We start from the raw sequence: 17,202 nt of genomic DNA on the forward strand, positions 1-17,202 counted from the left end.
GTCCCGCTCCGCAAATCTTATTCAAATCTGGACAGATAGCCCGGATACTCGGCATGTCCTGTGGACAGCGTATCCCCATCTACCGTGATGCGAATCTGCTCACACTCGTAGGCATCCAGGAATGTATTGACAAGGGCACCCACTGTATAGTACTCGCCTGTCGTCCCCATGTTAGATACATATGTAGCAAAGGCGCCATTCAGATCCAGCTCTATGCTCTCCTTCCCATCCACTGTGTTCATAGTAAAGGAATTTTCCGCCACGTCGGCTGTCAGCGCCCCCTGCGAAACCAAAGCCTCAAGAACAGCCTCGGGAGAGAGGGAAGCTATCTGCACTTCTGAAGACTCAAAAGCCGTGGAGTCCGCATTGCTGTAGAAGACAGTAATCGTCGCAGTCTCAGCCACCGGCTCCTGAGCAGGAGTCTGTGTGTCTGTATTCGTCGCATCCTGAGAGGGCTGCTCCTCTTCCGCCTCCGGCTCTTCTGTCTCTTCCGGTTCCTCTTCTTTCTGCTCCTCCGTCTGGGTATCCGAACTATCGGAAGGCTCCTGGCTATCTCCGGAATTCCTGCCACAGGCGGCCAGAGAAAAGACAAGGGTTAAAAGTAAAATTGCTATTATCAGTTTGGATTTCATGATGCTTGTCCTCCGTTTGTAAAGAGTGTTCTGATTAAATTATAAGCGGATTTGGAAGTTATGTCCAGTGTAGTTAGTGTGAATTTTCATAGTCTCTTACACTTTTCATCTCTTTATTTTCTACGCACGATTTTCCCGATGCGGCGAAGCGGGCGGGTAACTTTCCAGCTTGTCGAATCTCTATATAGGGAAATTTCCTTCTTCAGTCTTTCCACCTCGTCATATAGTGACTTGTTATCAACCTCAAGCCTGTCTCTCTCCTCTCTTACAGTCTGAAACTTCTTCTGAACGATTGGATCAAAATAAATATTTTTTGCATTCATCCTATATAGATCCTTTATAGAGAAATTAAATTTTTTTTCCAGAATGTCTTTCATTTCGTCATCTCTAAACAGCTCTTTCAGCTTTTCAATGCCCGCCGGAGCTGTCCATTCCCAGCCAATCTGTGACTTACACAATATGAATGCCTTTTCACACTCCAATTCCTGAGGTGTAACAGAAGCTTTACAGATAAAGTCATCCTGAAATGCTGCCAGAAATACATCTTCCGGCATATCATCAAAAATGTGAGCTCTGATATCTGCATACTCGTTAAATGTTCTGATATCGTTTTCCTCTGTCACGGCACTTGCGTTTATATTTTTGTCATTCTCTTTTCCAAATCTGCGCATCCCAATCAGCCGCTCGGGAATCACATAGAGATTATGATGCTTAACGATCCTAACCCAATAATCATAATCGTGCAGCTGCCTGTATGCTGGTTCAAAACCGCCGGTCTCCCGCATCAATTCCGTTTCCATTAAAACCGAAGAATGCAAAAGGCAATTGCCTACATAGTAAAACTGCTTTATCCAGTCACGCTGGCTTCTGAAATCAGCATCGCACATTTTCCTCAGTTCAGGCTCTTCATCGTTTATAATCTCTCCTCTTTCATTAATCCAGTTACACCAGGTAAAACAAATCCTGCATTCAGGATTTTTCTTCATAAATTGCATTTGTCTGTCCAGCCTGTTTTCATACCAGATATCATCACTGTCAATTCTGGCGAGATACTTTCCCCGGACTTTGTCAAATCCAAAATTTGTTGCATAACAGATATGCTCATTCTTTTCAAGTCTGTACATCTCAATCCTGCTATCCGAAAAGTCTTCCACAATTTCGCAGGAACGATCTGTAGAGCCATCATCCACTATGATCAACTGGAGATTCTTCCAGGTCTGATTCAGCACACTCTGCACTGCATCTCTAATCGTATTTTCACGGTTATAGTTTACCATTAACACTGAAATCAACTCTTCATTCATCACTTTTCCTCCGCATCCTCTGATAACCGATCGGCGTTTGTCAATCTAACAAAAATATTCTTTGAAAAAGGCACATAAACGCAGATCGGACATACACAATAAATTGAAATCTCTATGTGAATACAAGGGATACTTGTCCTCTATCTTATACAAACGGCCTCTGCACTCCTATCACATTACCTCGGCTATACAATCCTTGTATTGTCACACCCTGTCCAGGCCAGGAGTCAATAATTTGTCCCCCGCCTATATAAATTGCAACATGATTTCTGTAATACACCAAATCTCCCCGCTGCAGATTATTTAGCCCCACAGGCATAAATGTATTATTGTTCAGCCAATTCATAGAATTATATGTTTGTCCCGGCAACCATCTATGGTTATATGGATTATAAATTCCCATATCCATTCCAGTCGCATATAAACACTGTAAAACCAGTCCAGAGCAATCCACAGCGTCACCCGGCCAGCTTGACCAGGGCTCAATATATCGCGTTCCTAAATATTCATATGCTCTTGCAACAAATGCATTTACACAATCCTCTCTGGACGCATCTATCGCAATTCTGGAAGGTGTTACATAAGTGAAATAGCCCGTACAATAGCTGGGCAGCATAACCGTTCTCGAACTCACCTGCGGATATCCCGCAGGATTCTGCCATCCTATTTTTCCAGGAGTTGCCGCAGAGAAAACACGCCACTCCTGTCCCGAACTTCCATTCTGCTCATATGCCCACACATTTGTGCCAGATTGTCCTGAGCTGCCGACAACATCTGCTACTGTTCCCAAAGCAGATTTTAAAACAATACCATTTTCCCCCATTTCAAAGCGCCACTTTTGCGCATTGCTTCCATTTGCCTCATATTGTTGAATATTTGCATTCAATGCCGCACTTCCACCACTGATATCTAAGACTTTTGCCGAGCAGCATGCCGTCAAGGTATACCAGCCATCGCCCACGCTCTTCACCCACCACCGTTGTGAAAGAGTTCCATTAGATGAATAGACCTGTACATTTGCGAAATTATCTCTTGATCCTCCTGCAACTTCCAGGCGCAAACCGGTATTAGATAATGGAGCGAACTCATAAAATCCCGGCTCTAATACACTGACAGCGTTGAAAGTCCACGCTTGCGCTTTTGTCCCATTCTCGTCATAGGTTCCTATATTGGTCTGATCCGCGGTATTAGCTCCACTTAAATCTAATCTTTTCCCCGAAGCTCTATTCGTTAAAGTAAATCCATCTCCCAACTGCAAACCTAAAACCCATTGTGCATCTGTAACATTTCCGGAATTATTCATTTGGCAAACGTTTCCATTTACATCTGTTAAATACAATCCTGAACCAAGATTCTGCAAGGATATAATCCCTTCTTCAACCGTTCTGACCTGCCATTTTTGTGCCAGGCTTTTATTATCGGTATAAATCTGAGCATTTCCTCCAACAGACAATGAACCACCTGCAATATCAACAACTTTATTTGAATTAATAGCCGTGCTGATCATATAGCATCCTTCTGCAATTGACGGCTTATACTCTATAAAACTCCACTTTTGAGAAGACACGTCAGAAATGTTCTGAGTAGTAATTGTTCTTCCCTGTGATATATCTCCCGCATCCATACTCAATCCATTGGCAGCTGAAATTATTCTGTAAGAACCGTCCCCGGTGTCCGATATGATCCAGCGCTGTTTTATCGTATTATCTTCAGCTTCCTGCTGCACTACTGTTCCGGGAACAAGGCCACCTCGAGTCAGTTCAACTACTTTGCCGGTTTTTACTATTTTTATACTATAGTAACCGTCTTCATGATATTCGACCCAGAAACACTGTGCTAATGTTCCGTTAGAACTATAAATCTGCATGGGTGTTCCGTCTGCTGCGTCTCCATTATGCAAATCCATAACCATATTGCTATCTGCGGAAAGCGCAATTGTATAGTACCCGTCTTCAATAACTTTTCCCTGAGAAGGAACATTGGCCTCTGTATTATAAAAACAAAACATTTGTGCATTTGTTCCGTTCCAGGTATATGTCTGCACTTTTGCTCCATTCACTGCTATTCCCGAAGCCACATCCAGGACCAATCCTCGTCCCAATGCAGAATAAAAGGTATATGTTCCATTGTCATTCTTGATAGGAAGCCATTTCTGCGCTCTTGTTTTATTCCAATCATATTGCTGTATCTGGACACCATTTTGGATAGATGCTCCGTCTACATCAAGAACTTTCCCGGAGTTGGCACTGACTATCTTCGCATATCCGTCATCCGTATATTCAACTTTCCACCGTTGAGCTAAAGTTTCATTAGATTCATATAACTGTACTTTCGCGCCAGTGGCTTTTGAACCATTTGTAACATCTAATGACATTTTTTCGTTCAACACTGACGTAATCTGATATGTTCCCGCAGCTATATCCGGCTGTCCGATCTTTATTGCGGCAAGGCTGTCCATCTCTTCTTCCGACCAACAAAAAGGAGCCTCTTCCAATGTCCATGTACAGCTTCGAGTATCTTCTCCCGGCACGGTTACAATAGAATTTGTTGCCGCTTGATCTTGCCCCAGCATTTGACCATTGGCTGCGCTGGTAATTGTATATGTATAATCTTCATTTTGCAGAATATCCCAGAACTGTTGATGCGCTTCAGTATTTTCCGGTGCCGCTGTCACAAGTGCGCCGGGTACAGTATCTCCTCTGTCAACATCCAAATTTCGATCAGCACTGCATGACCTTATTGTGTAATATCCTTTTGACTCATTATAAGAAATAAAAAAATATTGAGTCAGATCATTCTGTTTACCAGCATTACTTTGTATTTTGCTGCCCACATTTTTCAAATAACTGCCGTTACTGCTAATCATATATGTACCATCTGCAATGGTCTTTCCACTATTTGATATCTCCGCTTTAGTGGAATAAAACAGAAACTTCTGATTATCACTTCCGTCACCAGAGTCAATATCGACATTGGATGAATTGGCAGCTGTCATCCCCGTAACATTTAAGACCATTCCATTTCCAACTGCCGATTTAATAGTAAAGGTACCGTCCCCATTATTTAATACGATCCACTTCTGCGCCCTGCTTTCATTGGAAGTATATTGCTGTACATTGGTCCCGGCCACATTATATCCGCTGGCTACATCCAGCACTTTCCCGGAGCCGGCATTAATGAAAGTAATATATCCCTTTTCATCATGCACAACTTCCCATTTCTGTGCCTTTGTAGTGTTTGTTTCATATATTTGTACATTAGCGCCATCATTATTCGATCCGCTCTCAACATCAATGACCTGTCTACTGGACAGACGGGAACCAATCACATATTCACCATCCGCCAGAACCGAACTGTTCTGCATAGCCAAATCATCCAATGTCTTTTCTTCCTGCGGAGCAAGCCGCATAATCTGAGTGCTTGAGTCATCACTGACTGAAGTCTCTTGCAGCTCATCGCTTTGTATATTATCACTGAATTCACTGGCGCTTTCGCCTGTATAAATCGGGTTCTGCGCATTTTCCGCATCATCTGCATCATCTTCTGTTCCCTGATCTTCCGATAAACTATCGGAATCTTCTTCTGTATCAGAAGCAACGTCCGTTTCAGAGATTCCTGTGCTGTCTAATGAATCCTCTTCCTTTGTCTCATCCATATTACTTTCTGTTGAAGAAGCGTACGCAAAAGAATAGTCGCTAAACACTATTGTGCAAATCATAAGACACAATAATATTCGCCGGAGCCCGGTAATATATTTCCGTCTTTTTGAGTAATTCATTAAACTTTCCCTCCCTCATAAATACAAAATCTTGTTTTCAATATAACGAGTGGACTATCCAGCCACTGCCTTCTTAGTCAAATCAGTCTCCTGAACTGCCTTTACTACAATTGCCTCGTGCTCTTTCACGAGGCAATTATTATATCACTTAACTAATGATACACCACCACCGTCGTCCCGGAAGGAATGGTGTCATAAATCCACTTTGCATTATTAATATTTAATCTCACACAGCCGTGGGAAAGCCCCATACCCAATCTGCCATCCATTAGCGAGCCATTATATCTGTTGTAAAGCACCGAATGGAACAGATAATCTCCGTAAAACTGCGTCCACCAGTAACAAATCGCATCTCCCGAATAGAAATAATATCCTCTGCTTCCCACTCGGAATACCCCTTCCACAGTCGGGGTACTTGCCTTTCCATCTGAACAATCCCAGTACTGAATACAGTTCCAATTGCCCTGCCATCCTTGAAAAATGCCAACTTTATGGGTTGTCCTGTTTACAAGGGCAATATATCCTGTGGTACTTGAATAGGAATTGGCTTTCAGCCTCATCATTTCCAGATCTGTAGGTATTTTAATTAATGAATAATTTGTCGACCCTACCGACTGCCTCACACCGCTTTTAGTTACATATGCATGAGTTGTATAATTTCCGCCATTGCTATGGTTTGCACTATCTACAAGCGCACTCCATGTGCCATTTCCATTATTGGTTCCATCATACCAGACAATATCATCCTGCCCCTGTTCATCGCTCCATGTAGGGAACTGAACAAGCTCTCCGTCAACTCCAAGAAGCCAAACTCTTCTTTGTGTGTCACTTATATACTCATTGTACAGATAATTATTGGGGCTGATATTCTGGATATTTGATGAACTGACACATACTCTCACTCCATTCCCCATTGTGACATATACATGGACTTTATAATCCCCAAAATGGTGACGATGATTCACAACGTTCATCGTTGTAGTATAAGAACCTTCGGATAATCTCGAGGCCGTATACCAGTATATATCATTCTGATTATCAGAACACCACATGGGTATTTCAACCTTCTGGATACCTGAAGAGGCAAGAAGACCTGAAATAGTCACTCGAAATGTACCTTTATTCCCGTTTATCTCTGAAATTGTCACATTTGAAAACAGAGGGACATTAGATACATTAAAGGTTGTCGTTCCAAGTCCAAACATTCCTCCGCCTTTGGTCACGCAGTATACATGTACGTTATACAATCCCAATTCACAGTGATCGCGCACCTCAACATCTAATGAATAATTTCCATTTGACTGCCGGCTTAATGTATGCCATGTAAGATCATTTTGACCATCTTTATCCCCCCACACAGCAACTCGCAACTCTCGTTCACCTGCCGGAACATTAACCCCGGATATATTGATTTCAAAAGTCTCCTCCGAGTCATCTATATCTTCCGCTTCTATTGCTTCTACTTTTGCTGACATATCACAGCTTCTTGATCCAATTCCGTTCAACATGCCAGTAATATCTTCTACATAGCAATGAATACTATACTCCCCTATGTTATATCGATGATCCTTGATATGTACATCAATAATATATTCACCGGCCAAATTTTTTCTTGCATTATACCAGATGAGATCACTTTGATCATTTTTAGACCATACAGGAATTTTTATGTTTTTAACAAGATCCTCATTTTCAATATCAGAAACTTTTACTGTAAAGCATCCTGCCTCTTCATCTACTTTTTCCACCTCGAAAGTATTGACAATGGGTACTTCTGTTTCAAATCCTGAAATCAACAGAGGAATCTGTTCCCCGTTTTGTTTTTTAGCATATGCATGGACATTATATCTTCCCAGACCTCTATGGTCATCCAGGCTAATTGTGCACACATAATCCCCTTCACCATTCTTGCCTGCAGTATACCATACAAGGTCATCTTGTCCGCCATTTTCGCTCCATACAGGGAAAAGGACTTCAGATGCGCCCGCAGGAATGACAAAATCCGATAATACAATACGATATCTTGCATCACCGATATTTTCGATCTGCAAACTGCCTTTTTCTATATCCATGCTGCACTCAGTGCTTCCCACGAAATATTGATATCCGGTAATATCCGTCACATATGCGTGTATATTGTAAGATCCATCTGAGTATTTATGGTTCTTCACATCCACTGTAAGTTCATATGTCCCGTCTAAATCTTTTTGAGCCGCATACCACACGAGATCGTCCTGTCCGTTTGAATTACTCCAAACCGGAATCATAATTTCTTTAACAAGATCTGCATTTGATACGCCTTCCACTCGAGCGCTAAATGTTCCCCTCTCTACATTCCGATCACTTATCTCAATTTCGGCAACTTTAGGAGCATCAATATTGAATTCATATGCTCCAATTCCTTTCATTGTATTACCTTTTGTGCGCACATACACATGTACATTATATTTTCCAAGTGCCCTATGGTTTTGCACAGACCAGTCATACTCATACGAACCCTTTTTCAGCTTTCTGGCATCGTACCATACCATGTCATCCTGTCCGCCATTTTCACTCCAAACAGCAAACAAGACCGCTTCTTCCCCCGCCGGTACTACAAGGTCATTTAAAGTAAAGAAATATTCTCCACTGTCCGTCCCCTCTGTAATTTTCAGTTCTGAACTTTCAACAACTATTTCATACTCTGTTTCCCCCACCCATACTTGCCCTCCAGACTCAAGCAAAGCATATGCATGAACAATATATTTCCCTAAAGTATAATTGTGATCCGACAACTTTACATCCGAATAAAAGGACGCATCTAAACTGCTTTCCACAATATTCCATGTCAGATCATCCTGTCCTCCCTCTTCACTCCAAACAGCAAACCTTATATCACAGATACTCTCTATATCAGAAAAATCATAAGCTCGTACTGTAAAAATGCCTTTATCTTTATCCTCTCCAGCAACTTCAACACTTCCTGTAATTTTCACATTCTGTGGAGCAGCAGATGGCTGGGCGTCCAAATTCGTCTCTTGATTGTTTATCTTCAAAGAAGAAATATCTGTATTTTCCTGATTGCTTTCTTCAATTTCCTTTTTATCTTCAACATTTTCATCCGCAAACTCTTCAGAATCCGCATCCTCTACGTCCTTGTCTTCCCGTGTTGCAGCCTCGGATGTATTGTCTCTGTCCAATTTCCCGGAGCCTTCAATTATTTGTTCCTCCTGTTCTCCAACCGTTTCTTCCGCATTAAGCGTCGCAACATTCGACAGAAGGCAACAAGCCAACACAAGCGCTATTCCCCTGAATAATTTCTTTTTCATTCCTTTCCCTCCCTGATGAAATCGGTAATTAATTTTATGATAACATTTTTCCATAGATAAGCAAAGACTTTTGTATAAATTACTAAAATGAGCCTCGATTATGAGGCTCATTTTAGTAGTATATTAAAATTTTTTTATCCTAAGGTAAAGGGCGCTTGTGTAATCGGGAAATTTCTATTATAAAAAGGATCGCCTTCATCCAGTATGCGCTTCCATTTTTTCTGGAACTTTTCCACCTCACCATCAAATCTTTTCTGCTTTTCTCTGGTATCCTCATACCCTCTGGATTTAGACTCATAATGATACCACTCAGCAAATGCATCAAATACAATCCATTTGTTCAGTTCTCTCAGTTTGAGACAGTAATCCACGTCATTGCAGGCGACAACAAACTGTTCATCAAAACCTCCTACTTCATTAAAAAGAGTCTTTTTAGTCATCATGCAGGCCGCCGTTACCGCGCTATAATTGCAATTAATACGAGCTCTCACCATGTATCCATAGTCATTCCGTCCAATTCCGGTATTTACATGTCCGGCATATCCTCCAAATCCAATTACAACGCCTGCGTGCTGTACCGTGTCATCTTCATAGAGAAGCTTTGCTCCTACGGCGCCCACATCGTCTCTCATACAGCAGCCAAGCATCTCTTCGATTGCATCAGGTGAAATTACTTCTGTATCATTATTCAGAAACAGAAGATATTCTCCCTTTGTCTCTTTTACTCCATAGTTATTGATTGCAGAATAATTGAAATCGCCTTTCCACATTATAACTCGTATATTATCATGCTCTTTCTGCAGACTCTCATAATAAGTGAAGGTCTCTTTCTCCTCACTGTTATTCTCTACAATGACAATTTCAAAGTTCTTATATTGATTTACTGTATACAGAGACTGGATGCATTTTTTCAGGTCACTGACATGATCCTTATTGGGAATAACAACAGATACTAGAGGATCCCCGTGTACTTTATATCTTACATGATACATTCCCCACAATCCTACATGCTCCACTGTAGCATCTATTCCCACTCTTTTTAAGTGTTCTTCTATTGCTCTTTTTCCGGCCTCATATGCATACATTTTGCTTGAAGGGTCGCCTGCGACCGAATTCATATGCACTCTCCAATGATACAAAATCATAGGAATATGCCTAATACTCTCTGCCCTTTCTATACAGCGAAACATAAGGTCATAATCCTGAGATCCATCAAATTCCTTCCTAAAGCCGCCTATCTCATCAACAATTTTTTTCTTTACAACAAAGAAATGCGTAATATAATTGTGACTTCTAAAAAGATCTATACTAAAATCCGGTTTAAAGTTAGGATCCATATGTTCTTTTCCATCACCATCTACCTTGTCTTCGTCTGTATACAGAATATCGTAATCCTTTTTCTGAAGGCACTTAACAACTTCGTATAAAGCACTAGGCGCTAATATATCATCATGGTCAAATAAACCTATATATTCGCCTGTTGCAAGCTCAAGCGCACCATTTGTATTACCGGATATACCAAGATTTTTTTCTAAGATCCGATATTTAATGCGGTTATCTTTCTGGCCGTATCTCTCAAGCTCACTTTCAACTTCTTTATCTCCTTCACTGCCATCTGCAATACACAATTCCCACTTTGCATATGTCTGAGCCAACACAGAATCTATCATTTCTTGCAAATAGGGAATAGGAGTTTTATAGGTCGGAACTATGATACTGATCAGGGGGGCTTTCTCAAACTCTTCCGCCCTCTGCCGCCCAAGCTCTTCCTTTGTCGGCTTATTCTCTTCAAACCACTCCTCATATGATTTTCCTGCATGCATAACTTTCATAAAAATATGCTCTTTCAGGTGAGAAAACCCATTCTTTTTCACATATTTAATAGTCTTTTGAGCATATTCAGGAGTTACATATTTATATGCAGCTCTAACAAAACCAACCTTTTCACGCAGAGACTGCTTTTTCCGGATATTAGCCAAATTAAAAATCAAATGCTTCTTCTTATTTCCATCCTCCAGAGACAAGCAAAATTCTTCCTGTTTATCATAAAAGTAATCTATGCGGAAACCACAAAGAATATCTTTTTCCTCAATCAGACCAGCATCTACCAAGTCAGGTCTTTTCAATTTTTTTAATTTAAAATCGACTTCGCCTCCTTCAGCATCTATTAAGCCAAAACTTACCGCCTCTGCCCCATCAACCGAAGAAGCCCATCCCGTAATTTCCGCTTTAGTATCACGCACGTAAATCAAATCTATATTATATGATATTGTACTGTCATCTGTAATTTTAGCCAACTGTTTCTTGTTTAGTTTGACAATACACTTACGTTCTTCTCCATTTGATACATACAATTCAAAAGTCTCTGGAACTTCTGCTGTATCTGTATAGCTTTTAATATGGAAGCCGCTGTCACATGGCACATTATACTTTTGATACTTCTTCTCTACATCCTTTCTATCTATTCTCTTCAGCTTAAATTTGTCCGCAGGTTTTCCATTAATAAAGGCTTTATAATGCAATGCTTTTCCTAAAGTATCAAACGCCCATCCATTAACGCGTATATACTTTTCTTGCGGTTTAACACGATACTTCTTTTCGTCAATATAATATTTGATTCCCATTGCTTTTCTCTCCCTATCTGAATAGTTTATAGAGGAACTTCATGAAAAATACAATATATATAACAAAAATCAGAAACACACCGAATGTTTCCAGGTCAAATCTGTCCGTAACTGTTTTAATTATCATTGTACCATCTGTATTCGCTCCATTTATCTGAAGACTGGTATTATCTTCCGTCTTAGGTTCATACAACAGTCCAATACCTCTGGTATTCTCCACATCTTCATTGACGCTTTCAAAGATTGCTCTATACGTCTTCCCTTTACATCCATGCACTGTTTCAAAAGGGAACTCGTTAAACTTACTATTTTCTATATCTTCTGCTTTTAGTTCAGACTCTGCTACGACTTCATCTGTTTCTTCATCTACTAAAGTCAATAGTATGGAAGAGCCTGTTGCATCTCCCTGTAACTGACACTTTGCAGTAATCCCATCCAGCGTTTCTTCAGAAGAAATAAATGTCTGCTCTATCTTGTCTTCAAAAACACCGGTCCCTATATATTCACTGTTATCCAGATTCCTGTCGTATAAAGGATTTACCTTCCCTATATGAGCATATAAAAATGCTATCACAATTACTACAACTATGCCTATAACTGTTTTTATTTTCTTCATTGCTTTCCTCTCAATCATCTGGTCCCTTTTGCTATATCTGGCTGTATTCTTCACAAATTTCCAACGCATCACCAAAGCGCTTCATAACACCATGCTCGAGCCAGACAACCTTATTGCATATATCCTTAACCTGTTGGATACTGTGAGATACAAAAAGGATTGTTGCTCCCTGCTCCATCATATGCCGTATCCTTTTTTCACATTTCTGTTGGAACCGGAAATCGCCGACTGATAATACTTCGTCTACGATCAGAATATCCGGAACACCTATAGTCGCAATAGCAAATGCCAATCTGGAAACCATGCCTGAAGAAAAATTTTTCACAGGGACGTCCATAAAATCTCTCAATTCTGAGAATTCCACAATATCTTTATAATGCTCCTGCATGACTTCTCGGGAATGGCCCAACAAAGCTCCGTTCAGATAGATGTTTTCTTTTGCAGTCAATTCAAAATCAAATCCTGCTCCCAGTTCGATCAAAGGCGCAACATTTCCCCTGACAGATACAGTTCCTATAGTAGGTTTAAGGACTCCTGCAATGGTTTTAAGCATTGTGCTTTTCCCACTTCCATTCAAACCGATAAGCCCCAGCGAATCACCGCGGTACACGTCAAAAGAAACATCTTTTAGGGCCCAGAATTCATTATATTTTATCTGCTTTTTCAGACTCCTTATCACATATTCCTTAAAGCCGTCAAAACGCTCTGATGCCAGATTAAACTTCATAGACACATGATCGACTTTTATAATAATATCGTTTTCCATATTCGCCTCCACTGTCTAAATATTCAAAATAAACTGATCCTGATTTTTATAGAAAACATACAGTCCCAATGCCAGGAAAAAAGCCGTCTCAACAATTGCAATAACAAGTGACCACACATCAAAAATCAACCCATTTATCATAACATCCCTAAACATCATCAGGATATTGGTCAACGGGTTTAACAGCACCACCTTCTCTAACCAGCCCGGTAGGATGGACATTGGATAAATGACCGGAGTAAGATATAAAAGCACTGTTGTAAATACTGAATAAAGATGCATAATATCCCTAAACTTCACAGTAAGCGCAGCCAGGATAAGGCCAATTCCCAGAGAAAGCAGCATCAAGAGGGACAAAGGAATAACTGAAAGTATTACGCTCCAATGAAGTTCTGCCCTTGTAGCAACCATAACGAGCATCAATGCTGTAAAAGATGCCATAAGATTAATGAAGCTTGAAAAAACTCTGGAAATCACAAATAAATATTTAGGCACATAAACTTTCTTGATCAGCGCAGCATTCCCTACAATGGCTGACATGGCCGTAGAGGTCGCATCGTTATAGAAGTTAAAAATAATCTGACCACTCAACAAATATAGCGGGAAATTTTCAACATCAAATCGGAACAGATTTGAAAAAACTACAGACAATACGATCATCATCAAAAGCGGATTTAGTAATGTCCACAACACTCCCAAAACAGACTTCCTGTATTTTATTTTTATATCTCTCGAAATCAACTCATTTAACAATGGCCTGAATTTGATAAAATTTTGTATATAAACAGACATGAAATCCTCCGTACTTACACATAACTTATTTTATATGATGCAATTGTATTTCGAAGTCCTGACGACTCTTTTGCGCAATTGTTTGTAGAATCATTCCCGCAAAAAAAGATTGTATGGCCGCCAGCATAACAAAGCCACTAACAATTAACGTTGGAAATCTCGGAACAATTCCTGTTTGCATATAAGTTATCAAAATCGGAATGAACATTACTGCCGCCACTAAAACTAAGATTAGTGATAAAATCCCAAAAAAGCCCATTGGTTTATAGTTTTTATACAATCTAACAATTGTAGCCAACACCTTGATTCCGTCAGAATATGTGTTTAATTTAGATTCGCTCCCTTCCGGTCTATCTCTGTATTCAATCACCACATTATCTACATACATATTTTTATCTGCAGCATGAATACTCATTTCCGTCTCAATTTCAAACCCTTTCGATAAAACCGGAAAACTTTTCACAAACTGATAACTAAAAGCACGGTAGCCTGTCATAATATCTTTAATATCTGTCTTAAACAACAAATTGATACTTTTTCTTACAATCGAATTTCCCCAATTATGAAAGGGCCTTTTATTCTCTACAAAATATATTGATGACAACCGATCTCCCACAACCATATCCACCTGCTTTTCAAGAACTCTTCTAGCCATTTCTGGCGCAAATTCTGCAGGATAAGTATCATCGCCATCCGTCATAATATAGCATTCTGCATCAATATCACGAAACATTCTTCGAATAACATTTCCCTTACCCTGCTGATACTCATATCTAACAGTAGCTCCTGCCTTTTTTGCTATTTCATCCGTTCCATCTGTGGAGTTATTATCATATACGTATATAACTGCCTCAGGTAAGACTTTCTTAAAGTCATTGACAACTTTCTCAATAGTCTGACTTTCGTTGTAACAAGGAATTAACACAGCAATTTTATCCATTTTTTGTTTTTACCTCCTTTATCTGCAACACAAGTATTAATTATAGATAATTTATCTCATAAATAAAATATCCATCAACTTCCTTTATTTTTTCTATAAGCACGTTATCATTAGAGTATATTGTAAGATCCTCCTTACTTAAAATATATTTCACCTCTAACTTTTCCAAATCATCAACATTAAGGTTGATAAGAAAATAATCCGGTGCAATCAGCTCAAATTTCGTCTTTTCGTCCGCCTCAAGGCCAATCGTAATATGCGCATATCTATTATATATGTCTGTATAAATTCCATCTGAGTCTAATTCCTCCCATCTTTCTAAAGTCGGATAAACATTGGTACTATTTATTGTACTTGCCCCGGCAAGTAGAGAAATATTCGTCTCCGGGTAAGGAAGGTCAATCGAAATCCACTTTGCCTTATTATCTTTCTCTACTATTTTCGTAATTTCACTAAGGATGTTACTTCTTTCCAACAGCGGCAATCCTTTTTGAATCGGATTAACAAGACCTCCTGCGATCAAAAACACCATCATCGCAAATGCGATCAATATTCTTGCCCCTTTTTTTGTTTGGCTTTTACAGAACAATACTGAAAAAATAAATAAAATCAAAAACATTCCCGCTTGCATAGCTGTTGAAAGCGGAATATCATCCATAGTTCCTGTAAAAATCAACACTACTACTCCTGCATAAATTACCGATCCTATTATTATCTTTCCAGTTTTAATCTCATCGTCTAAAAGACTCACAGCTCTATACAGAAGAATGATATTAAAAAACTGAATTGAAATCAATGCACGATCACAAGTTGTCAAAGAGAGTAAAGTTATTTTCAACAGAATCTCAGGAACCGGAAGCGTAAAAAAGATGATTAAAATCAAATCTATAACTAACATTATTATTAACATCCTATCCCTTTTACGCTTTTTAAACAGCACATATCCCGCAAAAATAACGCCTAACGGAAATAAATCTATAAACCCCCATGGCATAACCATTTGCGAATCTGTCAACGCCAAGTACACATTATATGCCCCACCAAAAAGCTTCCATATCTCTAATTTATTCGTATCAATTCTATTTCCAGGATAGACTGTATTCATTACAGATTGAATAGTGTCCCAAGATCTACAAACCAAAAAAAGTAGTAGTCCCCCACAACAAAGGGCTGGAATAAGGATGGATATAATATCTGTTTTCCATCTCCAAACAAACTGTGTCCGATTTTCCAAAACAATCCAAATGAAAATCCCTAAATAGACATATCCAAAAACAACTTGCCATGCAGGATAAAACAATAATATATATACACATCCAGACCAGAAAAAAACAAATGAATAAATCGTTCTTTTCCAAACAACAGTTGTTCTCATAAACAAATATAACATTATTGAACATAATTGTCCAAATATTAGCATTTCCGCCAACCCATTAATAGCAAACCACCACTGGAGTACCGGAGACATAGCAATAAAAATAGCATAAACTATTGCTATCTTCTTTTTGTTTCTCAAAAAAATTCTGCCAAACTCGAAGCTCATCATAAATAAAAATATGAGACGTCCGCACCAAAAAAAGGCCAATCCTTTCTCGCTGCCAAACAACAAATACCCCCAATGAAAGGGGCGAAACAGAATTCCTATATCCTTTACAGGTTGTCCGTATACAATATACATATCTGTAGTTGTACCACGCACAATATTACTTATATATGGATAGCTCTCTCCTGGATTTTTCCCTTGTGCAATTGCAAATATTGTATTTAAGCCAAACTCATCACTCCTATATGGATTAGGCACACGAAACATAAGTCCGCTTTGTGTCACATCAACACCTAATGCACTACATAAACTGCTTATTGACGAGCCGCTTATCTCAAAAAGAACACCTCCTGCTAAAAATAATATAGCAATAACATAGCGGTATTTATATATAATCTCAAAATATTTTTTATTTAGATTGTTCAAAAAAAAGTATCCTATTGAAAAAAAGGCCCAACATCCAATTATACCAAGAAAAAAGCTCGACTTTCTGTATTGGCAAAACAATTCTATTGTTCTGTTTAAAGTAATGCCTTCTTCATTATTATAGAAGAAAAAATCAGTATTTCTACCTATTTTATAAACGAAAAGTACTAAAATAGAAAAAAGAAACCCAATTATTAACGCCTCAAAAATATCTTTTTTGTTTAGCTTTTTTCTTATATTCTCACGATAGATATCCAACAAATTACGTCTCCTAGTATAATAATACTGTAATCTCTAATGACTACTAATCAATAGTTGCAAAGTCCAAATGAATAACTAAGAGGGGCTTTCTTGCACATCCTCCAATAAGCAAGCCTTTTACAAGCAATTTCTCCTTTAATCGCAAAGGCCATTAAATATAATAATTCATTTTCATGAGAAAAATAACAAAACTTAAAGAAAATGTCTTCATC

The 17,202-nt window shown here is 39.1% G+C and carries 10 protein-coding genes; all 10 read right to left on the minus strand.

Annotated features, from left to right (window positions below; all coding sequences use genetic code 11):
* Window positions 1–17: 17 nt before the first annotated feature.
* A complete protein-coding gene (locus FGQ86_RS01120; RefSeq protein WP_033126474.1) occupies window positions 18–632 on the minus strand; it encodes a GerMN domain-containing protein in 615 nt (204 codons plus the stop codon).
* A 113-nt stretch (window positions 633–745) separates the two neighbouring features.
* Window positions 746–1,936 (minus strand): glycosyltransferase, encoded by a 1,191-nt coding sequence (locus FGQ86_RS01125; protein ID WP_033126473.1) that lies wholly within the window; start codon window positions 1,934–1,936, stop codon window positions 746–748.
* Window positions 1,937–2,081: 145 nt separating this feature from the next.
* Window positions 2,082–5,714 (minus strand): RICIN domain-containing protein, encoded by a 3,633-nt coding sequence (locus FGQ86_RS01130; protein ID WP_033126472.1) that lies wholly within the window; start codon window positions 5,712–5,714, stop codon window positions 2,082–2,084.
* A gap of 152 nt (window positions 5,715–5,866) precedes the next feature.
* Window positions 5,867–9,022 carry a GBS Bsp-like repeat-containing protein gene (locus FGQ86_RS01135; RefSeq protein WP_033126471.1) on the minus strand — a complete coding sequence of 1,052 codons (3,156 nt, stop codon included), beginning with the start codon at window positions 9,020–9,022 and terminating at the stop codon, window positions 5,867–5,869.
* 134 nt (window positions 9,023–9,156) lie between these two features.
* Window positions 9,157–11,646 carry a glycosyltransferase family 2 protein gene (locus FGQ86_RS01140; protein ID WP_138302750.1) on the minus strand — a complete coding sequence of 830 codons (2,490 nt, stop codon included), beginning with the start codon at window positions 11,644–11,646 and terminating at the stop codon, window positions 9,157–9,159.
* 13 nt (window positions 11,647–11,659) lie between these two features.
* Window positions 11,660–12,280 (minus strand): hypothetical protein, encoded by a 621-nt coding sequence (locus tag FGQ86_RS01145; RefSeq protein WP_052084092.1) that lies wholly within the window; start codon window positions 12,278–12,280, stop codon window positions 11,660–11,662.
* Between the two features lie 13 nt (window positions 12,281–12,293).
* Window positions 12,294–13,028 (minus strand): ABC transporter ATP-binding protein, encoded by a 735-nt coding sequence (locus FGQ86_RS01150; protein WP_033126470.1) that lies wholly within the window; start codon window positions 13,026–13,028, stop codon window positions 12,294–12,296.
* A 15-nt stretch (window positions 13,029–13,043) separates the two neighbouring features.
* Window positions 13,044–13,820, minus strand: coding sequence for an ABC transporter permease (locus tag FGQ86_RS01155; RefSeq protein WP_033126469.1), 777 nt, complete (start codon window positions 13,818–13,820; stop codon window positions 13,044–13,046).
* Between the two features lie 25 nt (window positions 13,821–13,845).
* A complete protein-coding gene (locus tag FGQ86_RS01160) occupies window positions 13,846–14,760 on the minus strand; it encodes a glycosyltransferase family 2 protein (RefSeq protein ID WP_138302751.1) in 915 nt (304 codons plus the stop codon).
* Window positions 14,761–14,800: 40 nt separating this feature from the next.
* Entirely contained in the window at window positions 14,801–16,987 is a 2,187-nt protein-coding gene (locus tag FGQ86_RS01165) for a hypothetical protein (RefSeq protein WP_033126467.1), read from the minus strand.
* Between the last annotated feature and the right edge of the window lie 215 nt (window positions 16,988–17,202).

Source organism: Clostridium sp. BSD2780061688st1 H5, assembly GCF_005845155.1.
Classification (GTDB): domain Bacteria; phylum Bacillota; class Clostridia; order Lachnospirales; family Lachnospiraceae; genus Claveliimonas; species Claveliimonas intestinigallinarum.